General features: G+C 53.6%; 28 protein-coding genes, 1 tRNA gene and 1 riboswitch. Of the genes, 15 read left to right on the top strand and 14 right to left on the bottom strand.

Features of this window, described 5'->3' with window-relative positions; all coding sequences use genetic code 11:
• Nucleotides 1–2: 2 nt before the first annotated feature.
• The 8 genes from cobI to V8247_RS01945 all read right to left on the bottom strand — a co-directional run bounded on the left by cobI (nt 3) and on the right by V8247_RS01945 (nt 7,361).
• Nucleotides 3–707: a precorrin-2 C(20)-methyltransferase gene (gene cobI, locus V8247_RS01980; RefSeq protein WP_338738255.1), complete on the bottom strand. Its 705-nt coding sequence runs from the start codon at nt 705–707 to the stop codon at nt 3–5.
• Nucleotides 708–1,940, bottom strand: a complete 1,233-nt coding sequence (gene cbiE, locus V8247_RS01975; protein WP_338738253.1) for a precorrin-6y C5,15-methyltransferase (decarboxylating) subunit CbiE — start codon at nt 1,938–1,940, stop codon at nt 708–710. It abuts the gene before it with no gap.
• Nucleotides 1,933–3,027, bottom strand: coding sequence for a cobalt-precorrin-5B (C(1))-methyltransferase (locus V8247_RS01970; protein ID WP_338738251.1), 1,095 nt, complete (start codon nt 3,025–3,027; stop codon nt 1,933–1,935). Before V8247_RS01970 ends, cbiE begins: the two co-directional genes overlap by 8 nt.
• Nucleotides 3,028–3,077: 50 nt before the next feature.
• Nucleotides 3,078–4,346, bottom strand: a complete 1,269-nt coding sequence (gene hemA / locus V8247_RS01965) for a glutamyl-tRNA reductase (RefSeq protein WP_338738249.1) — start codon at nt 4,344–4,346, stop codon at nt 3,078–3,080.
• Nucleotides 4,347–4,413: 67 nt separating this feature from the next.
• On the bottom strand, nt 4,414–5,256 hold the full coding sequence (locus tag V8247_RS01960; RefSeq protein WP_338738247.1) for an ATP-binding cassette domain-containing protein: 843 nt from the start codon (nt 5,254–5,256) through the stop codon (nt 4,414–4,416).
• Complete coding sequence (gene cbiQ, locus V8247_RS01955; protein WP_338738245.1) at nt 5,253–6,029, bottom strand: cobalt ECF transporter T component CbiQ; 777 nt, start codon at nt 6,027–6,029, stop codon at nt 5,253–5,255. Before cbiQ ends, V8247_RS01960 begins: the two co-directional genes overlap by 4 nt.
• Nucleotides 6,022–6,558, bottom strand: coding sequence for a hypothetical protein (locus tag V8247_RS01950; RefSeq protein WP_338738243.1), 537 nt, complete (start codon nt 6,556–6,558; stop codon nt 6,022–6,024). Before V8247_RS01950 ends, cbiQ begins: the two co-directional genes overlap by 8 nt.
• Nucleotides 6,555–7,361, bottom strand: a complete 807-nt coding sequence (locus tag V8247_RS01945) for an energy-coupling factor ABC transporter permease (protein WP_338738241.1) — start codon at nt 7,359–7,361, stop codon at nt 6,555–6,557. Before V8247_RS01945 ends, V8247_RS01950 begins: the two co-directional genes overlap by 4 nt.
• A 105-nt stretch (nt 7,362–7,466) precedes the next feature.
• Nucleotides 7,467–7,607, bottom strand: a riboswitch (cobalamin riboswitch).
• Between the two features lie 117 nt (nt 7,608–7,724).
• Here V8247_RS01945 and V8247_RS01940 point away from each other — a divergent pair.
• Complete coding sequence (locus V8247_RS01940) at nt 7,725–8,762, top strand: precorrin-8X methylmutase (protein ID WP_338738239.1); 1,038 nt, start codon at nt 7,725–7,727, stop codon at nt 8,760–8,762.
• 202 nt (nt 8,763–8,964) lie between these two features.
• Here the strand turns inward: V8247_RS01940 and V8247_RS01935 are convergent.
• Together V8247_RS01935 and V8247_RS01930 are read right to left on the bottom strand one after the other, a co-directional pair.
• Nucleotides 8,965–9,040: transfer RNA gene (locus tag V8247_RS01935), tRNA-Ala, on the bottom strand.
• Nucleotides 9,041–9,157: 117 nt separating this feature from the next.
• Nucleotides 9,158–9,421 (bottom strand): YfhL family 4Fe-4S dicluster ferredoxin, encoded by a 264-nt coding sequence (locus V8247_RS01930; protein ID WP_338738237.1) that lies wholly within the window; start codon nt 9,419–9,421, stop codon nt 9,158–9,160.
• Between the two features lie 110 nt (nt 9,422–9,531).
• Here V8247_RS01930 and V8247_RS01925 point away from each other — a divergent pair, with 110 nt between their 5' ends.
• From V8247_RS01925 to V8247_RS01890, 8 genes are all read left to right on the top strand, one after another.
• Nucleotides 9,532–10,020 (top strand): CvpA family protein, encoded by a 489-nt coding sequence (locus V8247_RS01925; protein ID WP_338738235.1) that lies wholly within the window; start codon nt 9,532–9,534, stop codon nt 10,018–10,020.
• 99 nt (nt 10,021–10,119) lie between these two features.
• Entirely contained in the window at nt 10,120–10,539 is a 420-nt protein-coding gene (locus V8247_RS01920) for a zf-TFIIB domain-containing protein (RefSeq protein ID WP_338738233.1), read from the top strand.
• An 18-nt stretch (nt 10,540–10,557) separates the two neighbouring features.
• Nucleotides 10,558–11,124, top strand: a complete 567-nt coding sequence (locus V8247_RS01915) for a LemA family protein (protein ID WP_338738231.1) — start codon at nt 10,558–10,560, stop codon at nt 11,122–11,124.
• A gap of 95 nt (nt 11,125–11,219) precedes the next feature.
• Nucleotides 11,220–12,434: a M48 family metalloprotease gene (locus V8247_RS01910; RefSeq protein WP_338738229.1), complete on the top strand. Its 1,215-nt coding sequence runs from the start codon at nt 11,220–11,222 to the stop codon at nt 12,432–12,434.
• Nucleotides 12,435–12,666: 232 nt separating this feature from the next.
• A complete protein-coding gene (locus V8247_RS01905; protein ID WP_338738227.1) occupies nt 12,667–13,926 on the top strand; it encodes a DEAD/DEAH box helicase in 1,260 nt (419 codons plus the stop codon).
• A 95-nt stretch (nt 13,927–14,021) separates the two neighbouring features.
• Complete coding sequence (locus V8247_RS01900) at nt 14,022–14,861, top strand: DegV family protein (RefSeq protein ID WP_338738225.1); 840 nt, start codon at nt 14,022–14,024, stop codon at nt 14,859–14,861.
• 140 nt (nt 14,862–15,001) lie between these two features.
• A complete protein-coding gene (locus V8247_RS01895) occupies nt 15,002–15,409 on the top strand; it encodes a MarR family transcriptional regulator (protein ID WP_338738223.1) in 408 nt (135 codons plus the stop codon).
• A gap of 1 nt (nt 15,410) precedes the next feature.
• On the top strand, nt 15,411–17,084 hold the full coding sequence (locus V8247_RS01890) for an MDR family MFS transporter (RefSeq protein WP_338738221.1): 1,674 nt from the start codon (nt 15,411–15,413) through the stop codon (nt 17,082–17,084).
• Between the two features lie 54 nt (nt 17,085–17,138).
• Here V8247_RS01890 and V8247_RS01885 read toward each other — a convergent pair whose 3' ends face one another.
• On the bottom strand, nt 17,139–17,510 hold the full coding sequence (locus tag V8247_RS01885; protein WP_338738219.1) for a YbaN family protein: 372 nt from the start codon (nt 17,508–17,510) through the stop codon (nt 17,139–17,141).
• Between the two features lie 63 nt (nt 17,511–17,573).
• Complete coding sequence (radA, locus tag V8247_RS01880) at nt 17,574–18,965, bottom strand: DNA repair protein RadA (protein ID WP_338738217.1); 1,392 nt, start codon at nt 18,963–18,965, stop codon at nt 17,574–17,576.
• Nucleotides 18,966–19,178: 213 nt separating this feature from the next.
• Between radA and V8247_RS01875 the strand changes: the two genes are divergently transcribed.
• From V8247_RS01875 to V8247_RS01860, 4 genes are all read left to right on the top strand, one after another.
• On the top strand, nt 19,179–19,814 hold the full coding sequence (locus tag V8247_RS01875; protein ID WP_338738215.1) for a phospholipase D-like domain-containing protein: 636 nt from the start codon (nt 19,179–19,181) through the stop codon (nt 19,812–19,814).
• A gap of 548 nt (nt 19,815–20,362) precedes the next feature.
• Nucleotides 20,363–20,917, top strand: a complete 555-nt coding sequence (gene rsmD, locus V8247_RS01870; RefSeq protein WP_338738213.1) for a 16S rRNA (guanine(966)-N(2))-methyltransferase RsmD — start codon at nt 20,363–20,365, stop codon at nt 20,915–20,917.
• Nucleotides 20,914–21,399 (top strand): pantetheine-phosphate adenylyltransferase, encoded by a 486-nt coding sequence (gene coaD / locus V8247_RS01865; RefSeq protein WP_338738211.1) that lies wholly within the window; start codon nt 20,914–20,916, stop codon nt 21,397–21,399. Before rsmD ends, coaD begins: the two co-directional genes overlap by 4 nt.
• Before the next feature lie 33 nt (nt 21,400–21,432).
• Nucleotides 21,433–22,068, top strand: coding sequence for a YkgJ family cysteine cluster protein (locus V8247_RS01860; RefSeq protein ID WP_338738209.1), 636 nt, complete (start codon nt 21,433–21,435; stop codon nt 22,066–22,068).
• 5 nt (nt 22,069–22,073) lie between these two features.
• Here V8247_RS01860 and proC read toward each other — a convergent pair whose 3' ends face one another.
• Nucleotides 22,074–22,874 (bottom strand): pyrroline-5-carboxylate reductase, encoded by an 801-nt coding sequence (proC, locus tag V8247_RS01855; RefSeq protein WP_338738206.1) that lies wholly within the window; start codon nt 22,872–22,874, stop codon nt 22,074–22,076.
• A gap of 51 nt (nt 22,875–22,925) precedes the next feature.
• A complete protein-coding gene (gene leuS, locus V8247_RS01850) occupies nt 22,926–25,370 on the bottom strand; it encodes a leucine--tRNA ligase (RefSeq protein WP_338738204.1) in 2,445 nt (814 codons plus the stop codon).
• A 176-nt stretch (nt 25,371–25,546) separates the two neighbouring features.
• Here leuS and ruvA point away from each other — a divergent pair, with 176 nt between their 5' ends.
• Together ruvA and V8247_RS01840 are read left to right on the top strand one after the other, a co-directional pair.
• Nucleotides 25,547–26,134, top strand: a complete 588-nt coding sequence (ruvA, locus tag V8247_RS01845; RefSeq protein WP_338738202.1) for a Holliday junction branch migration protein RuvA — start codon at nt 25,547–25,549, stop codon at nt 26,132–26,134.
• 32 nt (nt 26,135–26,166) lie between these two features.
• Nucleotides 26,167–26,358: a hypothetical protein gene (locus V8247_RS01840; protein ID WP_338738200.1), complete on the top strand. Its 192-nt coding sequence runs from the start codon at nt 26,167–26,169 to the stop codon at nt 26,356–26,358.
• The last annotated feature ends 225 nt before the right edge of the window (nt 26,359–26,583 follow it).

The raw sequence follows: 26,583 nt of genomic DNA, 5'->3' as shown, positions 1-26,583 counted from the left end.
CTTTACCTCCGTACCATCATCAGTGAAAAATAGCCGGGTTTCCGGCCGTTGAGTTCCCTAAGGTCGCGGATAATACGCTCTTCAGTGGTCGAAGCCTTTATTACCACCGTGGCCCGGCCTAGAAGCCCCATTTCTTCCAGCACAACGACAAGTTCATCAAAAACCGGATTGATTTTCATGAATATAACACTGTCAAATTCGGAGAGAACGCTCCGAATCGCCTCCCGGTCCGAAGGCGCCGGCACAACAGCCAGCCGCTCATCGCCTCGCACCAGAGGAATGCCGGCGCGGGCCGGCGCGGCGGTGATCGATGAAACGCCGGGTACGACCTCAATCCATCGGTCAGCGTCGGCGGCCAGTTTTTCGTAGAGATAGATGAAGCTGCCGAACAAAAACGGATCGCCCTCCGCAATGAAGGCACAATCGTGACCGTCATCGAGCTTGGCGGCAACGGCACGGGCAGCGGCCCGCCAGGCGGCATCGAGTTCCGTCTCATCATCAGACATGGGGAAAACAAGGTTGGTGATTTTAGCTCCCAGAGTACCGTCAAGCTGACAAACGATGCGCGAGGCCAGGCTGGGCTCTCCTTCCGCTTTACATGGGGCAAAAATAGCTGTGACTTCTCGAAGGAGACGCAATGCCTTGATGGTAACCAGTTCCGGATCGCCGGGTCCGACACCGATACCGTATAGTTTTCCTTGAGTCACCTAGTTTACCTCTTTCTGCCGTTGGGCTGATAAGATGAATACCGGATTCAATGGTTCGAACCGGGTTAGACTGCCGATCGCGCGGCTGCGCGAAATATTGAGCATAATCATATCTGAATCAAATCCAAGATCATTTAATGCTTGCCTGGCCTCGGTGAGATTCTCGATTGTGGCCAGATTGAGCACGATACGGCCTTGAGTATTCAAACGGCCGGAAATCTTAGCCAGTATCTTGTTTATCCTACCGCCACTGCCCCCGATGAATACGGCGTCCGGATCAGGCAGTCCGATTAACGCCTCAGGCGCGCCGCCCTCGATGACAGAGATATTTCCATCGCTGAATTTTGCGACGTTGGCCTTCAATCCTTCAAGGCTTTCAGCGGCTCGTTCTATAGCGAACACTCGGCCGCAGCGTGCCACCCGGGCAGCCTCAATGGAGACCGAACCGCTGCCAGCCCCGATATCCCAGACTACACTATCATCCCGCAGGCCAAGTTTGGCTAGGCTGATGGCCCTGACCTCCATCTTGGTGATAAGTCCTTTATCAGGGGTGCGGAAAATGAAACTCGTGTCGTCCTGCCCGAAGAACGGCATATCTTGTTTCGGTGGCAATTCACCCAAGAGAATCATCACGTTAAGCGGCGAAAACTCAGCTGCGGCAACTTCCGCTAAAGTTCCTGAAAATACTTGCTCATCGCCCGTACCCAGATCCTGACAAACATAGACCTGGCGATCTATCCCGGCCGCAATCAGGGTTTGCGCTACTTTTGACGGCGTGTTGTCTCTGTCGGTCAACAACGATACCTTCTGGTTTTGGCGCACCAGACCGATAATGTCGTCAATCGGCCGGGAGTGAACGCTGGACAGGACGGCATCATCCCAGGAGATTTTAACCGCGGCAAACGCCAGTTGAAAGGCACTGATTCCCGGTATTATTTTGATATTATCCGGTCCCAGAGCACCGGTCAGGTTCTTGGCAATGCCGTAACAGTTCGGGTCGCCCGATGCCAGCACAACTACCCGGCGCCGGGGAAGGTTATCCTTGACCGCGGCGATAACCTCGGGCAAGTTATGGCCGATGGCTAGCCTCTCGGCCTTGATTTCGGGGAACATCTTCAGCAAACGAGCACCGCCAATGAGCAACTCTGCCGTTTCAATGATTTCTCTGGTAGCCGGAGGAACACTCTCGCGACCACCGCTGATGCCGACAATGTGGACCAATTTATCAGTCATCGCTTCGCCCCAGGATTTTTCCGTCATAGTCACAGACGACACATACAACCTTAACCAGTCCTCCACCAGTGAAATCAGCACAGCGTGACGCCGCCGCGAGACTGAGACGGCGGCAGAAATCGGGAACCATTTCAATAGGCAGCTTTGAGAGAAACTCATTAGCCATGACCGTTGTACCCAACTCGGTTTGTAATTCTTCGGACGCGCCCATTTCGACCGCAATGCCGGCAAGCAGGCCGATGTCAATATCGGATTTCGTAAAATGGGTATTTATCTCACCCGCCGCCAGTTTGCTCGCCTTGCCGACCATGCACCAGATTTCTGCTTCAGGGACACCTTTCTCACCGCAAGCCCGAAGCGCCTCGTCCATGAAATCGCCGACTAAAATAAAGCATTCCTCACCAAGGTCGTTCGCCGCCTGAGCGTACTTCTCAGTGCGGCGTCCGGTCGACGCCACCACCTTGGGACAGCCACAGGCCTTGGCGATACTCACCGATTGCGGAATGCTGGCCTTATAAGCGTCCAACGAATACGGTATGACGATTCCGGTAGTCCCTAATACAGATAAGCCTCCGACAATACCCAAACGGGGATTGAGGGTGCGCTTCGCCAGTGCCTCGCCGCCGATAATGGCCACCGTCACCGAAAACCCCCGGCCGCCCTCACAAGTACCTAATAACGGGATGAGTTCACCGGTAATCATTTTCCGGGGTCCGGGGTTAATAGCCGACTCACCCACCGGCACTTCCAGACCCGGACGGGTTACTGTCCCTACGCCTTCGCCGCCGGCGAGTTTGATGCCGGGTGTATCAGTCCACCTGAGGGTGGCTTCCACAACTGCGTGATGAGTAATATCCGGGTCATCTCCGGCGTCCTTGATGACGCGGCACACCGCCTCGCCCCTGGAATATCGGCATTCACTAACGTCAAAAGCCACCGTCTCCCCAGTTAAAAGGCTGATTTCCACCGCCGTTACTCTCTTTTGACCAATAAGGGCGAGTGCGGCTGCCCGGGCTGCGGCGGTGGCACAGGCTCCAGTGGTAAAACCTCGCCTGAGGTGTTCGCGGTCTATGGTCATCGTCTTCATAAGCAGCTTTTCTGTCCGGACAACATTAGTTTTCTCATCGGCAAAACTGGTCAGACCTCAGATTTTTCATCTTTCATCACTTTCAAGTTGAATAACTCCTGAACCAGTTCGTCCAGATAATTGTCTCGGGAGGCCTCCAGTTTTAACTTATCCACGACGCTGTGAAGAAGTTTATTTACTATTGCCTGCGACATGGCATCTATTTTTTCCAAGGTAAAATCATCGGATTGATGCAGTGCTTTAACGGTTTCTTCGTACTGCTGGCGACGGATTACTTCAGCTTTTTGATACAGGGCCTGAATGACCGGACGATTTTTCTGGGATTGCCACCACATATAAAATCGGTCCATTTCAACAGCCAGAATAGTTTTCGCCCGGTCAACCTCAGCCAGCCGTTTGGCCCGGTTTTGCTGACAGATATGGTTCAAGTCATCAATGTTGAATACATGTACATTTGCGATATCGCGCGCCCGGTCATCAATGTCGCGGGGCACCGCGATGTCAATAAATACAAGCGGTCGCTCAGGCCGGGACTTCATCACCTCAACAACAAGGTCGTAACCGACAACCAGGTGAGGGGCGGAGGTGCAACTGATGGCGACGTCGGTCGCTTCCAGTTCACATATTAAATGACCCTTCGCTAATGACGCATTATCCAGCGAGTCAACCAGCAGGCGAGCCTTATCGGAAGACCGGTTATAGACGGACAATCTGCCGCCGCGTTTAACGATAGTTTCCGCTGCCAGCCAACCGGCTTCACCGGCGCCAATCACCAGTATTTTACATCGCTCCAAATTACCGGCAATACTTTCTACCTGGTCAACAGCCACGGAACTGATGGATAAGGCATTCTGGCTTATTCCGGTCTCAGCTCTGACCCGACGACCGGCAAGAATAGCATGGTCAAATAATCTTTCCAGCTTCAAACTGGTCATTTCACTCTGACGCGCAGCCTCAAGCGACTGCTTCACCTGCCCCAGTACTTCATATTCTCCGATAATCATGGAGTCCAAACCGGCGGCAACCTCAAACAAGTGGTGCATGGCTTCGTAATCCTGGTAAGTGTAAAGATACTGTTCAAGCTCCAGACGGGACAGCTTGGACCATTCACCGAAAAAAGTCAGGATGTTTTTATCACTACCGGAATGTGCCAGAAAATAAATCTCAGTCCGGTTACAGGTGGACAATATTATGGCGTGAGGGAAATAATCACGCAGCATTTCAAGTCCGGTTTTCAGCCGCGACGAGGTAATGGACAGTCTCTCCCGGATATGAACCGGGGTGGCACTGTGGTTAACCCCATAGATGAACAATGGCATCTAGTGATACCCTCCCGCTTTTTTCAACCTGACAATACCGCTGTGAAATGAATACATTTTCATGATGTCACTTGTTATCAGCAGCTTTACGGATAACTTCCTTCAATTCCTGCCGGGCGGCAACGATAGTCAGCGGGCGGCGGGTGAAGGATAAGCCATCTTCTTTCTCCAGTATTTCCATAAGGTGAGCGATACGGGGCAACCGTAACCCGGCAGACCGAGTGAGTTTTTCATCGGCAAATACATCTTCCGGTTGCCCGCAAGACAACAGTTCGCCAGATTTTAAAATGGCGACCTTGTCACAGAACAAGGGAACCAGGTCAACATCATGGGTGGCGACGACAATGCTGGTACCTTTATCGCGGTTTACCTTGCGTAGTAAATGCATAATGGCGGATATGCCTTTGGGGTCAAGCCCACTGGTAGGCTCATCAAGCAGGATGACCGCCGGGCGCATCGCCAGGACGCCAGCCAGGGCAGCCCGTCGCTTCTGCCCGTAGGATAACGTATGAATCGGCCGATCTTCCAGACCGGTCAAGCCAACCTCGGCTAGTGCTTCCCGGGTTCGTGATTCAACTTCAAGCGATGAAAGTCCGAGATTGACGGGGCCAAAAGCGACGTCCTGGGCGACGGTCGTGGCAAACAGCTGGTCATTGGGGTCCTGAAAGACAAGGTTAATTTGAGAGAAACGTTCCGTGTCCTTGATCTTATTCAGATCCCGGCCATCACGCAAAATGGAACCCGTTGTCGGTTTGAAAAGACCAACCAGTAGCTTTTGCAGCGTAGTTTTACCGCAACCGTTGGCGCCCAGCAAAGCCCAGAACTGGCCAGTCGGAATTTCTAACGAAATGTCTTTCAATGCCCGGGTGCCATCGGGATAGCGGAAGGAAACGTGATCTAGATTTATCAAAGCGCGACCCTGCCAATGAAATAAATTGCGATAAGGAGCGATAGTGCCAGACTGAGCCATACATAGTCAATGGTTGAAAGCACGCGTTTATTAACTGAAACCAAGTTACCGGAATAACCTCGCAGACTCATTGCCTCAAAGACTTTGTCGGCACGATCATAAGCCCGAAAAAACAAATTTGCTGCCAGGATGGAAATCGATTTAATGCCGGTGCGCCAGCGGGTATAACCCAGGCGCAAATGCTGTGCTTGACGAATGGCGATGACCTCCTCAAGGAGGACGAAAATGAAACGGTACATAAGTGCCATGATCTCGACGATGATTTTGGGTATCCGGAACCAGCGACTGGCTCCTATAAGCTGTTCTACCGGTGTGGATAGGCTCAGCCACACAACAAGAGCTGCGCCACCAATTACCCGCCCAATGATCAGCAACCCACGGTCCAAACCTTCAGAATACATCGACAAAGTCAACCCTAAAACATCAATCTTACCGATGACCGACTCTCCATAAAGAAAAAGCTGGGTCAGAAAGATTATCACGGCCATCACAATAGGCAACCCCAGCCTCAAGCGGATCAGCCTGAGGGGAATACCGGAAACCGTAAGGCTGCCTAAGCTGATTCCAGCTACTAACAGGGGTGCCAAAATATTGAGGCTGAACAGGTTTACAGTGATGGCAACGATAACGATAATCACCTTCAACCGAGCGTCAAACCTGCTCAGGCGACTGTCGCTGGCGGCTGCAGCTTCTAGAATATGGAAATCAGCCAATTAGTTGAGTTCCAGCGCGGCCGTTTTTAACAACAGCGTACTTCTGGTATTGATAGCCGGCTATGATGCCAATGACGGACCCGGAAGAGATGAAGATGAAGAGCACCACATCACCCAATTCTGGATTGAAGATTGGGTTGCCGGAAAAAGCTTCGAAAGCGGCTAGGATAATCCAAGCACCGACAAGAATAAATCCCGCCAGAATCCCGACTCGTCCGGTTGCGGATGATTTTGGGTTCTCGTTGCCGGTCATTAGCCTGCGCCAGTTGAAACCGACTAATCCGCCTGCGACAAGACCGCCCAACGTGAAGAAAAAGACCAGCATATTACCTTGTTCGGTATTGATTATCGGATCTCGGGCTTCCCGCCCAGCCTCGGTTGCGGCACCACTGGCCAGCACATCGGTGGCATCGTTGATAACGCCTTCCTCCTTGGCGGGATTATTATCCGCCAGGTAAAAGGTGCCGGCGACGGCAGCGACCGCCAGCAGAATGATCATAACGTTGATGAATATATTATTAGATTTCACGGTGTTGCTCCTTGAAAGGCGGTTTTCTTGGGGGCAAAGAAATTTGACAACAATTCCGGGCGACGCTGTGCAATAGCTACCACCACTGCTGCGGTAAACAGGCCTTCAATGACACCAAGGGGCAATTGAGTTGGGGCGTAGCCAATAATCAAAGTCCGCCATAGTTCACCGAAATTGCCAACAGAAAGTCCGGAGGCTAGTTCCAATGAGGTCATGGTGTACGTTGCCCAGTCGCCTATAATGCCGGCAGCAAAAGCAGCCAAAAATAAGCTAGCCCCGAAACGCCTGGTGAGCCAGAAAACCCCGAAACCAACAAAAGAACCGACTACCGCCATTGAGATGATGTTGGCACCCAGCGTACTAAGACCGCCGTGGGACAGGAAAAGTGCTTGGAACAGCAGGGCAATGGCGCCCAGCACGGTGCTGATGAACGGTCCCAGCAAAATGGCACCCAAAGGCGTGCCGCAGGGGTGAGAGGATGTTCCGGCGACGGGTACTGGGATGGGGAATATTGAGATCAAAAAAACAACGGCCCCGACCAAACCCAATAACGGCAGTATTCTGCGGTCTTCTTTAACCCGGGTTGAGATCATCCGGACGCCGACAATCAGGAAAGGTAAAGCCAGGATATACCAGCCGATTGCCCAGGCTGCAGGTAGGAGACCTTCGGCAATATGCATTGCAGAAATTTGCTTAGGAGCGAGAAATAAAAGAGCTACGGTAGTGAGTGCCCCTTGAATAACAGACTTCCGGTTTTTATCGGAAATTTTGGTCGGTACAGGGTTAACTCGGTTTTGTATCATCTTCTCCTCCTTTTGAGACTGTATCTTTACAAAAAGAAAAACCCTTTAGCCGGCGGCCGAAGGGTCAGCGTCAATAATAAACTGGCACTATCCTTCTTCCGCGGATGCGCCCATCTAACCTAAGGCCAGGGTTCTGACTTCCGGTCGTTTAATTACCGGTTACAGCAGGCGGGACTGTGCCGGACTATTCACCGGACTTACACCTGTACGCCCGATTCTCGAGCTACCTTAGATTGTTGGGTTATTCAATTGAACTTAATTTATATCATCTGTAGTTGATTGTCAAGGACTTTAATGGTAATATTTTCACATCAATGAAGATACGCTGGAGATATCCAGTAGCAAAATCTCAGGAGGATAATGATGCCTGTCAAACAAAGCCAGTCTGCAGTAATAATTCTATCCCACGGCAGCCCAAAGGCCGATAGCGTTATTTCTATCATGACGGGATTATGTTCGCGCCTGAAACGTTACCTGGCGCCGGGCATCGAAATCCGTTGGGCGGCGATGCAGTTCAATCACCCTACCCTGGCCGAATCAGCCTCCGCCCTTTATCAAGAGGGAGTCCGGAACGTCGTAATCATGCCGTACTTCCTATATAGTGGCCAACATGTTAGCCACGACATCCCGATGATGATAGATGATATCAGTAAAGAATACCCGGATTTCAAACTAAAGTTGGCCGGTACTTTGGACCGGGCAGAAAGCCTGATTGAACTCGTTGCTGAAAGACTGGGCGCGGCCGTTCCGGAGTTGTTACCGCATTTTGATGAATCAGCAAAAGCCAACCGCCCGGAAGAGATCGAGGCTTTGTCCATGGAGATTATTGAAGCAAACCTCCCGGAACTGTCCTTCAACCGATCCGAAAGAGAAGTAGTCAAAAGGCTGATTCACGCCTCCGGCGAAATACCATTGGCTAGCAAAATCCAGATGACTGCTAACGCAGTGGATTCAGGCATCTCCGCCTTCCGTGCCGGTAAGGGCGTATTTACCGATGTTCGCATGGTCGGAGTGGGGATTAACCGGGCGAACGCGGAGAAGTTAGGGGTTCAGGTCATTTGTGCTCTGGATGAGAAAGATCTGGCCGATGAAGCCAGTGCGACTAATCAGACCCGGAGCGCCGTAGCTATTAAAAGGCTCGCCGACCGAATTGATGGCGCGATTGTGGCCATCGGTAACGCACCTACCGCTCTGTATGCGTTGCTGGAACTCGTTGACGCCGGCCAAATTCGCCCCGCCTTGGTGATCGGGATGCCGGTTGGCTTCGTCCAGGCCAAGGAGTCCAAAGAGGCACTGGTAAAGCGCAACGTCCCTTATATCACCGTTCGCGGCACCCGAGGCGGTAGCAACTTGGCGGCGGCGGCAGTCAACGCTCTTATGAAGTTGGCCATTGCTGAATAATCGTTAAATCAACACTGTGAAATCATAACCGGCTTTTTTAGATCTGAAGAGGACTCTGTGGCAGAGCGTAGGCCGTTTCTGAAGAGTTTTACCAAATAGTCAGGGGTAAAACTCGGTTCTGAGGTGGTATTGACGTTTACAATTATTATCGTGTTGATGGAACAGACTGGGAGAAGGTGTTTCTAGATATCGTTAAATATGGTGGTGGAGCTGAGGGGATTCGAACCCCTGACCCTTGCGATGCGAACGCAATGCTCTCCCAACTGAGCTACAGCCCCATGCGAAGATGGATTATAACACAACGGCTAAACGAGGATTAGATTTTCCGGCGAATCAAGTTCAAGAACAGGCGGCCGATATCGGCCGCCTGTTCTTGAACTTGATTGTTCTTTGATTTATACCTTGGGTTCTTCGCCGGGGTGGAGGCCGCGCCACCGTTCCAGCAGCGCTTCGTGAGATTCCTGATTGGCCTCGTCAGGAACACAAGAATCAACCGGGCAGATATCGGCGCACTGCTTGGTGGAAAAAGAACCAACGCACTCGGTGCACCTGACCGGGTCAATGACGTAAACAGTTTCTCCCTCGGTGATGGCGTTGTTGGGGCATTCCGGTTCGCAGGCGCCGCAACTGATGCATTCCTCGGTAATTTTGAAAGCCATTTTTCTTTTTTTAACCTCTCGCCAAATTGGTAACACCTATTATAGCTAAAAATCTCCATATGGTAAAACAGGGTATTGCGTCAGCCGTAAAAAGGTGATTTAATGGTTTCATGAACTGGTTAGATATCGTCATATTGGTTATTCTGGCACTGCTGGTATTCCGGGGGTTGACTCAGGGGCTTATCAAGTCGCTGGCCGGTCTACTGGGGCTGATTGTCGGTGTAGTGTTAGCCGGACGGTTCCATGAGAGTTTGGCCGGCAGCCTGTTCAGTTTTATTTCCAATCCGGATTGGGCCAATATTGTGGCCTATGTTGCCATTATCCTGGCCGTCTGGATTATTTTTGCCGTCATTGCCGGCATATTGACCAGGCTGGCTTCCATCGTTTTTCTGGGCTGGGTCAACCGGCTGGGCGGTGCCGTCTTTGCTCTGTTGATGGGCGTGTTTATCATCGGGGCGGCTTTGGCTGCCTGGGCTAAATTTTTCGGCGGCGATGCCCTGACGGATTCCTTTATGGCCGGCTTCCTGCTGGATAAATTCCCATTTATTTTGTCGTTATTACCGTCTCAATTTGATACCATCAAGGATTTCTTTCAGTAGGGCAGTCGGCGGGCGTCTCTAACCTTTGAAGCGCGCTGGCGTTATATCCTGTGTGATGATATTGACACCGTCGACTCTTGGGCCTAAACTTAAATCAGCATGAACTGTCCAAAAGACCACTCGCCGATGATCGTTGTTGAACATGATCAGATCGCCGTTGACTATTGCCCGGAATGCCGCGGCGTATGGCTGGATCGGGGTGAACTGGAACTGATTGTGGAAAGAAGCTGCCCGGTTGACACAACGGTTTGTCTGGAAGCCTTTTTTCATCGCCGGGAGGCCACCGTCAAAGAAGCCAAACGCCGGTGCCCTATCTGTCGGCAGACGATGCGCAAGGAGAAGATCGGTACCGCCCCGGAAGTGGTTATAGACGCCTGCGTCGTTCGGGAAGACGGTCTTTGGTTTGACGGCGGGGAGTTGCATCAGGTACTTAATCAATTGCCGGTAACAGATAATTCGCCCGCCGGCGGCATGATGTCATTTTTACGCGAAGCCCTTAAGGCCGATGCGGCCGATTAAAACGGAGGAAACAACACTATGGAAATCGTCCTGATAGTCATCCTGGTGGTCATTGTACTGCTGGTGCTGGCGCTCATAGGCATCTACAATGGTTTGGTGCGCCTGCGCAACCAGGTCAAAAATACCTGGGCGCAGATTGATGTCCAGCTTAAACGGCGTTATGACCTCATCCCCAATTTGGTGGAAACGGTCAAGGGCTACGCCAAGCATGAACGTGAAGTCTTTGAAAACGTCACCAAAGCCCGCAATCTGGCTCAGCAGGTATCGTCATCCGCGCCTAATGTCCGGGCTCAGGCGGAAGGTGAGCTTTCCGCCGTGCTGTCCCGCCTGCTGGCGGTAGCTGAGGCCTATCCCGACCTGAAGGCCAATCAAAACTTCTTGGCTTTGCAGGAAGAACTGTCATCCACAGAAAACAAGATTTCCTTTTCCCGGCAGTTCTACAATGATTCCGTGCTGGGTTACAACAACAAGATCCAGATGTTCCCATCCAACATCATTGCCGGCATGTTCAGCTTTGTGATGAGCGAGTTCTTTGAGGTCAAGGTTGAAGCCGAGCGCAATGCGCCCAAGGTCAGCTTCAACTAGTACCGGCCGGTTTTACCGGGTTTTGTATTTTGAGATTGTTTAGGACTTGGATATTGGAATTTAGATATTGTGGCAGCGGGGTTTTGGGCTGATCCATGTGGGAACAGATCAATGCCAATCGCAACCGAAGTATTCTATTAGTCATCGGCATGGGGGCTTTACTGGTCGCCGTCGGATATGGCATCGGCGTCTATTTCTTTAATAGTGCTTATGCCGGGGTTGCCGTCGCCGCCGTGGTCTGGATTGTCATGACCCTCGTCGGTTATTTTCAGGGTGACAGCATCCTCCTGGCCACCGCCGGTGCCAAAAAGATTGAGAAAAAAGATCACCCGCGTCTCTTTAACGTGGTGGAAGAGATGACCATCGCTTGCGGCTTACCCAAAATGCCGGATGTTTACATAATTGACGACCCGGCGCTTAACGCCTTCGCCACCGGGCGTGATCCGGAAAAGGCGGCCGTAGCCATCACCTCCGGGCTGTTGCAGAAACTGAACCGCGATGAGCTGCAAGGGGTTATCGCCCATGAGATGGCGCATGTGAAAAACCGCGATGTCCTGCTGATGTCGCTGACCGCGGTGCTGTTGGGCACCATCGTGCTTTTGTCTTACTACTTCAGCCGCATGATGTTCTTTACCGGCGGCGGCGGTTCCCGGCGTTCTAATGACTCCGGCGGGGGCGGCGGGGCTATCATCGCTATCGTCGGCCTGGTCTTTATCATTCTGGCTCCTATCTTCGCTCAATTGATATACTTTGCTGTTTCGCGCCGGCGTGAATATCTGGCCGATGCCTCAGCGGCGTTATACACCCGTTATCCGGAAGGCCTGGCTTCGGCGCTGGAAAAACTGGGCGCTTCCACTAATCAGGTTAAGGCGGCTAATCAGGCCACTGCGCCCATGTACACGGTTAATCCGTTCAGGGAGCATGGCCGCAAGGCGGCGGATCTGACCAGCACCCATCCGCCTATTTCAGAGCGGGTCAAAATTCTACGCAAGATGGGCGGCGGGATTTCCTATCAGGCTTATGAAAAAGCAGCTGAGGAAGTAGCCCATCATAAAATCATCCCGGGTTCCGCTCTGGTCGGGGAACAGCCGCTGGCCGTCCGGGAACCATCGCTGGAAGGCGCGGTCGGGGAGCCGGACAAACTAGCCCGCACCCGGGAAACTCAGAACCTGCTTTTCGGTATCAGCAATTACCGGAAATTGGATTGTAAAAACTGCGGCACCACCCTGCGCCTGCCTCCTGATTATAAGGCCCCTACCGTGCGTTGCCCCCACTGCGGCACGGTTAATCAAACAGCTCAGCCGGCCTGAGGTGTCCTTTAATCAGTGTTCAAAACCGTCTAAAACGGTACAATTGTGCCCCGCTGCCGAATAGTTGTATAATCAAAGCAATATATCAGAAATTGTTCAATTTATCAGACAGTTAATTTTAAACCACTCCGTTTCTACTCAGCCGGAATTCGTTTATATCCCGATAGGGCGCCCTGTCTTTTCATTCACCGTTTCACGATATAAAATATTATCCAAGGATAAATAGCGCCCAATGAGTTTTGAATCTTTTAACCTGCACCCCGCCCTGTTGGACGGGGTCAAATCCGCCGGCTACACTGCCCCGACGCCTATCCAGGCTCAGGCCATTCCGCCGGCACTGGAAGGCCGGGATCTGATCGGGCTGGCCCAGACCGGCACCGGCAAAACCGCCGCCTTCGTCCTGCCGATGCTTCAGAAACTGTTGCGCGGTCAGCGCGGCAAATTAAGAGGCCTGATTATCTCGCCCACCCGGGAATTGGCGGAACAGATTTATGATACCGTGAAGACCCTGTCCCGGCACACCGGCCTCCGGAGTATGGCCATTTACGGCGGCGTCGGCATGGAAGCGCAGAAATCCAAGTTGCGTGCCGGCATGGATATCGTCATTGCCTGCCCCGGACGTCTGCTGGACCATGTCTGGCAGGGGACTATTGACTTCAATAACGTGGAAATGCTGGTTATTGATGAAGCTGATCGCATGTTTGACATGGGCTTTCTGCCGGATATTCACAAGATACTGAAATGTCTGGTGCGGGAACGTCAGACGCTGTTATTTTCCGCCACCATGCCCGGTGATGTTAAAAAGCTGGTCACCCAGATACTGACTGACCCGGTGACAGTGCAGATCGGCACCGTGGCGCCGGCGGTCACCGTATCCCATGCCCTTTATCCGATACGGCAGGACCTGAAAACCGGTCTGCTTAAAATTATATTACAGCAGATTGAAACCGGTTCGGTGCTGGTTTTTACCCGGACCAAACACCGAACGGAACGTGTCGCCATTGCCCTGGGGCAGGCGGGTTACAAAGTCGCCTCTATTCAGGGTAATCTGTCGCAATACCGCCGTCAGGCGGCGCTGGACGGCTTCAAAAACGGCACCTACAAAGTGCTGGTGGCCACCGACATCGCTTCCCGCGGTATTGACGTCTCCGATGTTTCCCACGTCATCAACTACGATATGCCGGACACCTCCGACGCTTATATCCATCGCATCGGCCGTACCGGCCGCATCGGCCGCACCGGCGATGCCTTTACCTTTGTCAGTCCGGAAGATGAGCCGATGGTGCGGTCACTGGAAAAGCTGTTGAAAACCTCAATTGAACGCCGCACCGTTGAGGGGTTTGAGTATAACGCGCCGGCACCGCCGCGCGTTGCGGGCGCTTATGAGACTCGCCGCCCCGAACGCCGTCCGGCACCGCCGCGCCCGGTCGGGGACGGGACGCCCTATAATTTCCGGCGGAACCGCCGCCCGCAGCGGCCGGCCAACAGTTAAATCCTCCGGGGTAATAATTCGCAACTTTTACTAGGCAATAAGCTCTTTCTACGCTATACTGAGGCAATATTGCCGAGGCGAGGAGGAGTTTTGCCATGGTCGTCAAGATTGTTACTGATTCCACGGCTGATATTCCGGCGGAGCTGGCTGCTCAATTTGATATTACCACCATTCCGTTGTATGTCCAGTTCGGCGTTGATTCCTTCCGGGATCGGGTGGATATTACCGAGGATGATTTCTACTCCCGCTTGCAGAACGGTCCGGTTCATCCGACAACCGCCCAGCCCTCGCCCCAGGACTTTGCCGATGCCTTTGACCGTATCGCTGAAGGGGCTGATGGTATCGTTTCTGTCCACCTTTCGGAGAAAATGAGCGGCACCATTTCCTCTGCCCGGCAGGGGGCCAAAATGATGAAAAACCCGGTGCCGGTGGAAATAGTGGACTCTACTTTCATTTCCATGGCTACCGGTCTGGTAACCCTGACCGCCGCCCGCCTTGCTCAGGCCGGTTACGACCTCCAATCGGTAGCCGCTGCCGCCCGCGACTCCGTCACTAAAATCACCCTGTTAGTTCTCTTTGATACCTTGACATACATTGCCCGCGGCGGCCGCATCGGCCGGGCCAAGGCGCTGATGGGTTCCGTACTGAACGTTAAGCCGTTGCTGGATATTCAGGGCGGTGAATTTGTGCCGGTCAGCCAGGTCAGAAGCCGGAACAAAGGGGTTGAACGACTGGTTGATCTGGTCAAAAACGCCGGCCACAGTATCGTTGACTTATCGGTGGTGCATTCCACTACGCCGGATGAGGCCAAAGCATTGGTTAAACGGCTGGCCGAATTCGTTCCCATGGACAAGATTCACCTCGCCCGGATTGGTCCGGTGCTGGGCGCCCACGGCGGCCCCGGTGTGTTGGCGGTGACTTTCCGCACCGACTAAGCCTGGCTGTAAATCTCCTCAATCGGGCTGGATAACCCTCCTTGTTTTTTTTGACAGGTTATTAGATAAGGTGCTAATCTATATAGTAACTTATCTAAGGATTGACGATGGCTGACCGCCGACAACAAATCGGGTGCTTAATGAAGCGATTCCATTCGCTAAAGCGCCTCATGGCCCCGGACACTCAGGCTGCCGCTGGCGAAGGACTGGCCCACTCCCAGTGGCTGGCCCTTCATCTGGTGAGCGAAAACGAGGGCATCGGCATCAAGGAACTGGCCGGCTTGCTTGGCATTACCTCCAGCGCCGCCACTCAGTTGGTGGAAAGTCTGGTCTGCAAGGGCTTACTCACTCGCCAGCAGTCGCTGGATGATCGCCGTGCCCTGATTTTAAGTTTGCCGGAAGCCAGCCGCCAGCAGGTGGAGGCGGTTCGGCAACAGCGTCTGGAGCAGTTGAATCAGGTGTTTGGTGTGCTGGATGACGCTGAATTTGAAATCCTGAGCTGTCTGGTGGACAAAATCGTCAATTCCAAGAATACTGAAAAGAGGTAATATGACGCCCAAACCCAAGACCGCCCTTATTATGGCGGGCGTAATGATCACCCTGATGCTGGCCTCACTTGACCAGACTATCGTAGCCACCGCCATGCCGCGTATCGTACAGGAATTTGAAGGCCTGTCCCACCTGTCATGGGTGTTCACTGCTTACATGCTGGCTTCAGCGGTGACCGTGCCCATTTATGGCAAACTATCTGATATGTTCGGCCGGCGCAATCTAATCCTGCTGGCGGTAGTCATCTTTCTATTCGGTTCAATCCTGTCCGGTCTGGCGCAAAGCATGACTCAGTTGATTTTCTTCCGTGGTATTCAGGGTATCGGCGGCGGCGCCATCATGGTCAATTCCTTTGCTATCGTTGGTGACCTCTTTCCCCCGGCTCAGCGCGGCAAGTATCAGGGGCTGCTCGGTGCGGTCTTCGGTGTTACCTCGGTCATAGGTCCGTTACTTGGCGGCTGGCTGACTGACAGCTTCTCCTGGCGCTGGATATTTTACGTTAATATTCCGCTCGGCCTGGCCGCGCTGGCCGTCATGGCGGCGGCTTTACCCAGGAAAATTTCCTCGGCGCACGAAATTAAAAGCCGGTCCATTGACTATCTGGGCGCGGTGCTTATCACGCTGACCCTGGTGCCGTTGCTGCTGGCGCTGGTCTGGGGCGGTTCGGAGTATGCCTGGGGTTCCGTCATGATCATTGGATTACTTGCCGGGGCGGCGGTATCTTTGATTCTGTTCATCTGGCGTGAGCGAAAAGCCCGGGACCCCATCCTGTCATTGGGACTATTTCGCAACAAGGTCTTTTCGGTCTCTGTGGTGGCGGTCTTTTTCAGCGCCCTGGGGATGTTTGGTTCCATTTTATTCATTCCGGTGTTTGCCCAAGGTGTCACCGGCGTCTCGGCTACCAACTCCGGTTTAATCCTGATGCCGATGTCGCTGGCGATGGTCTCCGCCTCAATCATCTCTGGCCAACTGGTCTCCCGCACCGGCAATTATAAGATACTGGCTATTTTGGGTATGATGGGCGCCACCATCGGCATGATTCTGTTTTCTCAAATTGACCAGAACACCACTTCCGGCGGGCTGGTCATGCGCATGATTATTATCGGTTTGGGTCTGGGTATCACCATGCCCATCTTCACCCTGGCGGTGCAGAACGCCTTTTCTCAGGCTCGTCTGGGTGAGGTAACCGCCGGTATCCAGTTGTTCCGCAGCGTTGGCGGCACTGTCGGCGGTGCCGTGCTGGGCGGCGTGATGAATGCCGGCCTGGCCGGGCAATTAACAGATATTAACAACGACCCCTTTATCAAGGCGATCCAGCAGATTAGTCCGGCTACACCGGTGCATATTGACGGTAACACTATTCAGGCTTTCCTGAGCTCTGAAGGCCAGGCGCAGATACAGAACCTGATCGCCCAGGCGCCAGCTGCAGTACAGGACCAGCTTAATGCGGCATTTGCCGGTTTTCTGGAAACCTTGAAATCTGCGTACAGTGTTTCTATTGATCAGGTTTTTATTGTCGGCGCCCTGCTTCTGGGTACGGCAACTGCGGCGGTCTTTTTACTACCCCAGATTGCCCTGCGCAAGACGCACCATCATCCGGCCGCTGAAGAAGCGGGCATCATGCTGGATCTGGAATTAGGTCAATCAGATAAGCGGCATGAGCCGAAGCTTTAAAGCCGGTTAGACCGAAATACCATTTGGGCGCCTCAGCAATGAGGCGCCCCTTTTCTATGATCGGATGGTTTTAAGCGACAGCAGGTGCCAGGTGACCCCGATGGCGATTATCGCCAGCAGTAGCTTTACCCATAACAGACTGACCAGCAGGATGCTGACGCCGATGGTCAGCCACAGCATGGTGATGCCCATCACTTTGGCCTGGAGCTTGATGGCGCGATGGTCGCGGTAGTTGCGGATGTATTCGCCGAAGACCCGGTGCCCCAGCAGCCAGTCATGGAACCGGTCGGAACTGCGGGCGTAGGCGGCGGCGGCCAGTAGCAGAAACGGGGTTGTCGGCAGCAGAGGCAGGAAAATGCCAAGTATGCCCAGCCCCAGGGCGATGGACCCGGCGATAATCAGCAATATGCGAAGGACTTTGTTCAATCGGCCTCATCAGGAATAATAAGCGGTGATTATATCACGCTGGCATCTGCGCTGGATAAACTGCTATTCGGCGTCGGGTTCGGTTTCCCTCTGCCCGGTCAGCGCCGCTGCCAGGGCCTGTTTCACATCCCGGACGTGTACCAGTGTAAAGTCGGCGCACGGCGCCTTCGCTCGGGCGGCGGCCGGCACCAGCGCTTTGGTGAAGCCCAGGCGGGCCGCTTCACTCAGGCGGCGTTCCAGTTGCGGCACGTTGCGGATTTCCCCGGACAAGCCTACCTCGCCGATGGCGATGAGGTGCGGGTCCACGCTGATATTCTTATAACTGGAGGCGATGGCAATAGCTGCCGCCAGATCAGCCGCCGGTTCGGCCACATGCAGTCCCCCGGTTACCGAGGCGATGACGTCCTGATTGCCCAGTTTAAGGTATGCCCGGCGCGACAGCACCGCCGTGATAATCAACAGTCTGCCGAAATCCAGCCCGTTGGCGGTGCGACGCGGCTGACCGAAGCTGGTGGCATTGGTCAGTGCCTGGATTTCAACCAGGAGCGGTCTGGAGCCTTCCAGCACCGGCACCACTGCTGAGCCGATAGGGTGCTGACGGTCGCGGGATAAAAACACTTCGGACGGATTCTGCACTTCACACAGGCCGCCGGTTTTCATTTCAAATATGCCCACCTCATTAACCGAGCCATAGCGGTTCTTGACCGAGCGCAGCACCCGGTAACTGGAAAACGGTTCGCCCTCCAGATACAATACCGCATCCACGATGTGTTCCAGCAGCCGGGGGCCGGCAATCGCGCCATCTTTGGTCACATGTCCGGCAATCATCACCGGTATCTGGGTCGCTTTGGCCCAGGTCACCAGCCTCGCCGCGCATTCCCGTACCTGGGACACCCCGCCCGGCGCCATCTCCAGATCCGCCGTATAAACCGTCTGGATGGAGTCAATAATCACCATAGACGGGGACAACTGTTCCATTTCACTGATGATGGTGTCCAGGTCGGTCTCATTGAGCAGGAACAGTTTTTCTCCGGCAATCCCTAACCGAGCCGCCCGCATCTTGATCTGCGGCCGGGTTTCCTCACCGGAAACATAAAGTACCGGTGTAGTGCTTTTAGCGGCCATCAGGGCGGCTATCTGTAGCAGCAAAGTGGATTTGCCGATACCCGGTTCCCCGCCGATTAGCGTTAAAGATCCGGCCACCAGCCCGCCGCCCAGCACCCGGTCCACCTCCCCCATCCCCAGGCCGGTGCGTTCACTGCCCGCATCAATCTTGATTTCTGACAACGCCAGCGGAGAATTAGCCAAAGGTGAGCGCCGCGCCGTCGGCTTGACGGCTTTGACCGTCTGCTCAAACAGGGTGTTCCATTCATGGCAGCCGGGGCACTTGCCCTGCCACTTGGCGCTTTCATTGCCGCAGTTGGAACAGACAAAAACCAGCTTTTGTTTAGGCATGGTGGAACTTTAGCTGATTGGAGAGCAGGGTGCAAGGGGATGATTGTTTTGAAAATGCTGAAAGTTAATTGACTTCAATGTGGGTGTATTAGAGCCGAAGGGTAGCCGAATATACATGGAACAGGGTGTTTGAATCAGATCATGTCAAAATGCTTGCCTGATAATGGTATAATTCGTCTTCAATATGACAAAATACTTTAGGAGAAGACAGCGATGGCTGAATTTCTTGCTACCAAAGGTGTTGCTCATTACATCGACAATATTATCGTTCATGCTCGTCAAAAGCTATTTATTGTTTCCCCATATTTGAAACTGTCTAAATACTTTACTGAAAGAATTGTCGAAGCTAATAATCGGGCAGTAAATATATATGTCATTTATGGCAAAAAAGAATTAACACCTTCCGAAAAACAATTTCTTAGCCAGTTAAAATATGTAAAAGTATATTATTGCAAAGAATTACACGCAAAATGTTATGGGAATGAGCAGATGATGCTTATCTCTTCAATGAATCTTCATGAATATTCAGAAAACAATAATCGTGAAATGGGTATAAGTATAACTCTTGAGCGGGATAAACAGTTATACGAACAAATATTGGAAGAGATTAAATCCATTGTTGGTATATCTAAACAACATGTGAATTCTGCTGAACTATTAAAGGAATTTACCATTGAAATAGACAGCCCGAAAGTTAGCGAGCCCTCAATTTCTTACCCCAAAATGGTTTGCCCCAAGTGTGGTAAGGATTTAGTACAAAGGACTGCCAACAAGGGACAAAGAGCTGGTCAAGTATTTATGGGATGTTCCGGTTATCCTTCGTGTCGATATTCAATTAGTACACACTAGACTTGGAACGACAGCGCAAATAGAGCATAGCGTTCTGGAAGAGTAGAACAATATGGCCCTGAACCACTGGTCGCGAAGTGAGCTTGAGATTCCGAGTCAAAGGTCAGCTTGAACCGGCTCATCAGCGACAAAACTGGGAAGGTGCTGAACTGCTACTGCGTCGTTCTGGTCTTGTTATAACGGTAATCCTCTCCTGTTGGAAAAATTCTGCCCCCAAATGGGACAAATACCCATTGACAATACTTAATAAGAGCGCTATAATAGCACATCCATAAAAGAACACTAGTGCGCTATGAAGCATGGCGGCAAATTTTGTGAAATCCCGGCGATTGTTTCAATTGATTGAAAAAAACGGCTCACGTTTATGCTGGTCCGACGTTAAAGCTAAAAAAATGGATTCGTCGCCTTCAATTGACATCGGGCAAAAAAATCAAAAAACAATTCCCGGCGGTATTTGGTCGCTGAAAGCTGAAAGCTGATAGCTGAAGGCTTGGTACAGAGCGCTTGATTATGTTCCCGCCATCGGTCACAATTTAACCATGGGATATATGAGAATCATCGCCGGGGAGTGCAAGGGCCGCCCCATCAAAGTGCCGGACCGCAAGGCCACCCGTCCGGCTACCGAACTGGTGCGCGGGGCCATCTTCTCCATGCTGGCCAACGTCACCGATGACTGGGATGAGGTGCTGGACCTATTTTCCGGCTCCGGCTCATTGGGCATTGAAGCGCTCTCGCGGGGGGCCGGGCACGTTGATTTTGTGGAGCAGGGTCGAGACTGCTGTGATATAATTAAAGCTAATCTTACCCGGTGTGATGTCGCTGACCGGGCTCATGTGCATTGCGCTCCCGTGGAGCGGGCGGTTAATTTCCTCGGTAAAACCTATGATGTCATCCTGATGGATCCTCCGTACCGGCGAGAAGATATCGGTGAGCTGCTGGACAAGATGGCCGGCACCACGCTCATTGACGAACATACCTGGCTGGTCATCACACACTCGCCGCGGGTGACTCTGGACGAAGTCTACGGCAATTTAAAAATGTACAAGGAACGGCGGCACGGTGATTCCGTCATCGCCATCTTCCACAAGGAGACAATACAATGAAAATCGCCTTATACCCCGGCTCCTTTGACCCGATTACCGCCGGACATATTGACATAATCAGTCGCTCGGCGCGGTTGTTTGACCAGGTCATCGTCGGCGTCTATGACACTCCGGACAAGAAGCTGATGTTTAATACCGCCGAACGGGTCACTCTGGCGGCCAGGGCGATTGCTGATCTGCCCAACGTGGTGGTCAAGCCCTTTTCTGGCCTGATGGTGGAGTTTGCCCGGCAGCAGAACGTGACCACGGTGGTGCGCGGGCTGCGGGTCAACAATGACTTTGAGCTGGAATTTGATATGGCCATGATTAACCGGCGGCTGGCGCCGGATATTGAACTCGTCTGCCTGCTGGCGTCCCCGGATTACCAGTTCCTGTCTTCCAGCATTTTGAAAGAGGTCGCCCGCCTCGGCGGGGATGTGACGGGTCTGGTCCCGGGATTCGTGGCGGACGCCGTGAAAGCCAAAGTCGCCGGCTCCGGCTGAACCCGCACTTAGTTACCACAACTGCACGCTGAAATGAAAGATGATGTTGTAGCCGGGCATTCCGAGGTAAATCAGGCTGATGCCATTATAATGCCGGATGTCTCCCGGGCGCAGGAAATTATAGCCACCAAGTGCAAGGCTATCGGGCCGCGCTACGGTGTCTTTCTGAAGCGGACGGGAGAACTGCTACGGCAGAACTTTCCTCGTGTTTTTCAGGATATGACTGAAGAAAACCTGATGAATTTCATCGCCGTGGTAGATATTTCCGGCGGGCCTTCACGCGGGCAGATGAAGCGGCTTCAAGAGTACTGTGATGGTTGCGGCTGGTGTTGTTCGCAAACCAGCCGGATCGTGGTAATCCTGGAAGATGTTGAACGTATCAGCCGGGAATTGAAGCAGAAACGGGAAAAGCTGTTCAATTTTGACGGTAAGGACTGGACCATCAAACAGGGTCATCCTTGTCAGTGGTGGAATCCGGACAACGGCCGTTGTGCTATCTACAAGATTCGTCCCTTTACCTGCCGCGTCTGGCCCCAGACGACGGACTCAAAAGGCTGCTACGGTCTTCAAGAGATGCCGGAGTGCCGGTATTCTGTATCCGTGCTGGCTTACCGGGTGGTCGAGGCGGTCAAGGCTGTTTCAGCCGGTAACAACGAACTACCGGCGTAAAGTTCTCAGCCGCCCAGTTCCTGGGCTCTTCTGAGGGCGGCGCCGGCCGCCTTTTCCACGATTTCCCGCAGTTTATACTCTTCAAATACCTGCAACGCCTCGGCGGTGGTGCCGCCGGGGGAAGTTACCATCCGCCGCAGTTCCGGTAAATCGTGCTCTGACTGGTGGGCGTACTCTGCCGCGCCGACTGCGGTCTGGATTACCAGTTGCCGCGCCGCTTCCGGCGTCAGCCCCATCTTCTCGGCAGCCGTTACCATGGCTTCCATGAACAGGAAAAAATAGGCCGGCCCGCTGCCGCTGATGGCGGTAGCCAGGTCCAGGTCGGCTTCGGCGGGGGTGAAATATTCTTCACCCATGGCGGTTAGGATGCGCCGGGCGGTCTCTTTCTGCGCTGCGTCCACAGCTTCGGTGGCGGTCCAGACACTCATGCCCAGGCCGATCTGGGCGGGGGTGTTGGGCATGACCCGGATAGCCGCGGCGTGATTCAGGCCGTTGGTTATGGCCGCCAGTTTCTTGCCGGCGATGATGGAGATGACCAGGTGATCGGCGCATAACTGACCGTTAAGGTCAGCCATGACCTCGTCCAGGTTCTGCGGTTTGACTGCCAGCACAATAACCTCGGAACTTAGCGCGGCGGCGATGTTGGAATCGGTGGTGGTGACACCCAGTTCCACTGCCAGTGCCTCGCGGCTGTCAGCCCGGACATCGGCGACGGTAATGTCTTCAGGTACCGCCAGTTCCTGGTGGATAATAGCATTGATCATGGCGCGGCCCATGTTGCCGCCGCCGATAAAAGCGATTTTCATTGTTAGTCCCTCTCACCTTAAGATGCTCCGCGCGGGGAGACTGACCTGTATTTATTTTACCACGATATTCAGCAGCTTACCGGGGACATAAATGACCGTCTTAACCTCTTTGCCGGCGGTGTATTCCTGGACCCGCTCATGGTTCATCGCCAGGTCGGTGGCCCGGCATTCGTTGATATCGGCCGGGGCGGGGATACGAGCCCGCAGTTTGCCGTTGACCTGAACTATCAGGGTAATTTCTGGCTCAGCGGTCAGGGCCTCGTCCCAGGAGGGGAAAGACTGATTATGTACCGAATACTCCTGCCCCATTTGCTGCCACAGCTCTTCGGCTAGGTGCGGCGCGGTCGGCGCCAGCATCAGCACCAGGCCGTCAACGGCCTGACGCCAGGCTTCGGCGGAGACTTTAGCCGCCTCTTTGGCCGGCGCCAGGTAGTTAGTGTACTCCATCAGCGCCGCCAGCATGGTATTGAACTGGAGCTTGTCAATATCAGTATTGACCTTGCGGATGGTCTGATGGGTTTTACGGATAAGCTCGGCCTCGGCTTCAGCGTCCGGTGCGCCCGGCTGATAAGTCTCAGTCACCAGCTTCCACACGCGGTTAAACCAGCGGGAGATACCGCCGATACCGGAATCATTCCAGTCGCCGCCGAGTTCCCACGGCCCGACAAACATCAGGTAAGCCCGCACTGCGTCGGCGCCGATATCGGCCACGTATTTGTCCGGGTTCACCACGTTGCCGCGGGATTTACTCATCTTGGCGTGCTGGGAGGTAATAATGCCCTGGTTAAACAGCCGGGTGAATGGTTCGCCGAACTCCAGCAGCCCCATGTCCCGCAAAGCCTTGGTAAAGAAGCGGGAGTAAAAGAGATGCATGACCGCGTGTTCCGCCCCGCCGGTGTAGATATCCACCGGCATCCAGTATCGGGTTTTAGCCGGGTTGAAGGCAAACTCGGTATCATGCGGCGAGCAGTATCTCAGGTAGTACCAGGAGGAACACATGAAGGTATCCATGGTGTCGGTTTCCCGTTTGCCCGGCCCGCCGCATTTGGGGCAGGTGGTGTTCACAAAATCCTCGGCGTATTTAAGGGGAGATTCGCCGGTCGGCTTGAATTCGGCATTTTCCGGCAGCAGCACCGGCAGGTCCTTTTCCGGTACCGGCACGATACCGCAGTTATCGCAATATATCATCGGGATCGGGGCACCCCAGTAGCGCTGCCGGGAAATCAGCCAGTCCCGGAGCTTGTAATTGACGGTGCGCCGCCCGAAACCCTGGGCTTCCATCCAGTCACAGATGCCGTCAAAGGCCGCGGTATTCGGCTGGCCGTTGAACTGGGCGGAATTTCGCATCAGCCCTTCACCGGTATAGGCGGACTCAATAGGGCCGCCGTCATAATCTTCCGGGCTGACGACCACCCGGACAGGCAATTTATATTTTTGAGCGAAGGCGAAATCACGCTCGTCGTGCGCGGGGACGGCCATAACCGCCCCGGAGCCGTAGCTGGCGATGACGTAATCGGCGATCCACACCGGCACTTTTTCGCCGTTGAGGAGGTTTTCTACATAGGCGCCGGTAAAGACGCCGTCCTTTTCCTTTTCGGTGGACAGCCGGTCAATTTCGGTCAACCGGCGGGTCTTGGCGGCGTAAGCCTCCACCGCATCCTTCTGTTCCATCGTGGTCAGTCTGGCCACCAGCGGATGCTCCGGAGCCAGCACCATGAAGGTGACGCCGTAGACGGTGTCCGGTCGGGTGGTGAAAACCTTGAGGCGTTTTTCGGCTACGCCGGGGACATCCAGCCCAAACTCTATTTCCGCGCCGGTGGAACGGCCCACCCAGTTGCGCTGCATGGTCTTGATGCGCTCCGGCCAGTCCAGACCCTCGTGGTCCATCAGTTCATCGGCGTAGTTGGTGATGCGGAAGAACCATTGCTCCAGATCGCGCTTGACCACCGGGCCTTCACAGCGGTCGCATTCGCCGTTGCCGACCACCTGTTCGTTGGCCAGCACCGTCTGGCAGGAAGGGCACCAGTTGACCGGCGCCTTGGAGCGGTAAGCCAGACCGGCTTCATACAGCTTGAGGAAGAACCATTCCGTCCATTTATAATATTCCGGCAGGCAGGTGATGACCTCGCGTTCCCAATCATAAATTGAGCCCATGGACTTGAGCTGCTGGCGCATATTGACCACGTTTTTCAAGGTCCATTCGTTGGGGTGAATCCCCCGCTTGATGGCGGCGTTTTCCGCCGGTAGGCCGAAGGCGTCAAAGCCGATGGGGTGCATCACGTTGTAGCCCATCATCCGCTTGTAACGGGCATAGGTGTCCGATGGAGCCATGGCGTACCAGTGCCCGATGTGCAGGTCGCCGGAGGTGTAGGGAAACATGGTCAGGGCGTACCATTTGGGTTTGGGAGAGTCTTCGTTGACCTTGTAAAGGCCGTCGGCCGCCCATTTGGCCTGCCATTTCTGTTCTATTTCCTGAGGCTCATATTTTTCGGTCATGCGGGGTGTCGCTCCATCGGTGAGTATATCCTGTAATCTTAACGTGTAAGGGGAGCGCGTTCAAGTTGTCTGCGGCAGCCAATAGCTTGAATTCCAGAGATAAACGGTCTATTCTTGCCTTTTTGATGACCCTGGCGTAAATTAGGGCGGATACTTATAATCAGTAAGGACAACGCATGATCACAACTCTCAAGGGCAAAGTGGAACTGCTGGGCGTTGACTGGGCGGTCATCCAGGTCAACGGCATCGGCTATAAGGTTTTCATGTCCACGGCTACTTTGTCGCAAATCCAAAATGCCGCCGAGGTCAGCCTTTTCACTCACCTGCAGGTGCGGGAGGACGCGCTGACCCTGTTCGGCTTCACCGCCTTTGAGGAACTGGGCATATTTGAAACCATGCTGGATGTGTCCGGCATCGGTGCCCGGCTGGCCCTGGCTTTGCTGTCGGCTTTCAAGGCTGATGAACTGGCCACCATCATCGCCACCGGTAACGCCGATATGCTGTGTACCGTGCCGGGAGTAGGCAAGAAAACCGCTTCCCGAATTGTGTTGGAATTAAAGGACAAGGTAGCCCGCAGTTGGGCGGCAGCGCCGGCCGGCGGTAACGGCACCATAGACAATGACGTTCTGGCGGCTCTGACCGCCCTGGGTTACAGCGGTGCTGAGGCCGCCCGGGCGGTCGTCAACCTGCCGAAGAACGCGGAATTATCACTGGAAGATAAGATAAAGCTGGCCTTGTCGGGCTTGAGCGACAGCGGGAAATAACTCATATATAAAAGCTGGTGGAGGGGATTGACATGTCACATCATGAAACTTGCGGCAGGTGCGGCGGCAGCGGGCAAATCTCGTGCAATCTGTGCCACGGTACGGGCAGGATGGTTCAGCCGGGCAGTTACGGCAGCGAAATTCCCTGTCCGGAATGCGGCGGCACCGGCAAGGACACCTGCCACGCCTGCAGCGGCAGTGGCACCGTCAAGCTGGATGATTAACCGGATTTGTCAGTCTGTGATGCCGGAACCTGTAATCTGGTCCTCTTATATTTGTGTTTAAGGGTCTGGGCCTCCGGATATATATAGCCCCTTCAAGGGTTCTTACAGAAAGACTCAGGTTATCAAAAATCGTGTAACCACACCTAAAGTTCTATATCCTTAGGGCTAATAACTAATTGATTTAAAGCCTGATATATACTACAATTCAACCGGAGCTTGTACTAA

The sequence above is a fragment of the Dehalogenimonas sp. W genome (genome assembly GCF_037094495.1).
Lineage (GTDB): Bacteria > Chloroflexota > Dehalococcoidia > Dehalococcoidales > Dehalococcoidaceae > Dehalogenimonas > Dehalogenimonas loeffleri.
This window is presented reverse-complemented; position numbering and strand designations above follow the sequence as displayed.

Coding starts and splice junctions, on each gene's coding strand:
- cbiE (WP_338738253.1), bottom strand. CDS start 1,940: ATGACTGATAAATTGGTCCACATTGTCGGCATCAGCGGTGGTCGCGAG.
- V8247_RS01970 (WP_338738251.1), bottom strand. CDS start 3,027: ATGAAGACGATGACCATAGACCGCGAACACCTCAGGCGAGGTTTTACC.
- hemA (WP_338738249.1), bottom strand. CDS start 4,346: ATGCCATTGTTCATCTATGGGGTTAACCACAGTGCCACCCCGGTTCAT.
- V8247_RS01945 (WP_338738241.1), bottom strand. CDS start 7,361: ATGATACAAAACCGAGTTAACCCTGTACCGACCAAAATTTCCGATAAA.
- V8247_RS01940 (WP_338738239.1), top strand. CDS start 7,725: ATGCCTGTCAAACAAAGCCAGTCTGCAGTAATAATTCTATCCCACGGC.
- V8247_RS01930 (WP_338738237.1), bottom strand. CDS start 9,421: ATGGCTTTCAAAATTACCGAGGAATGCATCAGTTGCGGCGCCTGCGAA.
- V8247_RS01925 (WP_338738235.1), top strand. CDS start 9,532: ATGAACTGGTTAGATATCGTCATATTGGTTATTCTGGCACTGCTGGTA.
- V8247_RS01920 (WP_338738233.1), top strand. CDS start 10,120: ATGAACTGTCCAAAAGACCACTCGCCGATGATCGTTGTTGAACATGAT.
- V8247_RS01915 (WP_338738231.1), top strand. CDS start 10,558: ATGGAAATCGTCCTGATAGTCATCCTGGTGGTCATTGTACTGCTGGTG.
- V8247_RS01910 (WP_338738229.1), top strand. CDS start 11,220: ATGTGGGAACAGATCAATGCCAATCGCAACCGAAGTATTCTATTAGTC.
- V8247_RS01905 (WP_338738227.1), top strand. CDS start 12,667: ATGAGTTTTGAATCTTTTAACCTGCACCCCGCCCTGTTGGACGGGGTC.
- V8247_RS01900 (WP_338738225.1), top strand. CDS start 14,022: ATGGTCGTCAAGATTGTTACTGATTCCACGGCTGATATTCCGGCGGAG.
- V8247_RS01895 (WP_338738223.1), top strand. CDS start 15,002: ATGAAGCGATTCCATTCGCTAAAGCGCCTCATGGCCCCGGACACTCAG.
- V8247_RS01890 (WP_338738221.1), top strand. CDS start 15,411: ATGACGCCCAAACCCAAGACCGCCCTTATTATGGCGGGCGTAATGATC.
- radA (WP_338738217.1), bottom strand. CDS start 18,965: ATGCCTAAACAAAAGCTGGTTTTTGTCTGTTCCAACTGCGGCAATGAA.
- V8247_RS01875 (WP_338738215.1), top strand. CDS start 19,179: ATGGCTGAATTTCTTGCTACCAAAGGTGTTGCTCATTACATCGACAAT.
- rsmD (WP_338738213.1), top strand. CDS start 20,363: ATGAGAATCATCGCCGGGGAGTGCAAGGGCCGCCCCATCAAAGTGCCG.
- coaD (WP_338738211.1), top strand. CDS start 20,914: ATGAAAATCGCCTTATACCCCGGCTCCTTTGACCCGATTACCGCCGGA.
- V8247_RS01860 (WP_338738209.1), top strand. CDS start 21,433: ATGAAAGATGATGTTGTAGCCGGGCATTCCGAGGTAAATCAGGCTGAT.
- proC (WP_338738206.1), bottom strand. CDS start 22,874: ATGAAAATCGCTTTTATCGGCGGCGGCAACATGGGCCGCGCCATGATC.
- leuS (WP_338738204.1), bottom strand. CDS start 25,370: ATGACCGAAAAATATGAGCCTCAGGAAATAGAACAGAAATGGCAGGCC.
- ruvA (WP_338738202.1), top strand. CDS start 25,547: ATGATCACAACTCTCAAGGGCAAAGTGGAACTGCTGGGCGTTGACTGG.
- V8247_RS01840 (WP_338738200.1), top strand. CDS start 26,167: ATGTCACATCATGAAACTTGCGGCAGGTGCGGCGGCAGCGGGCAAATC.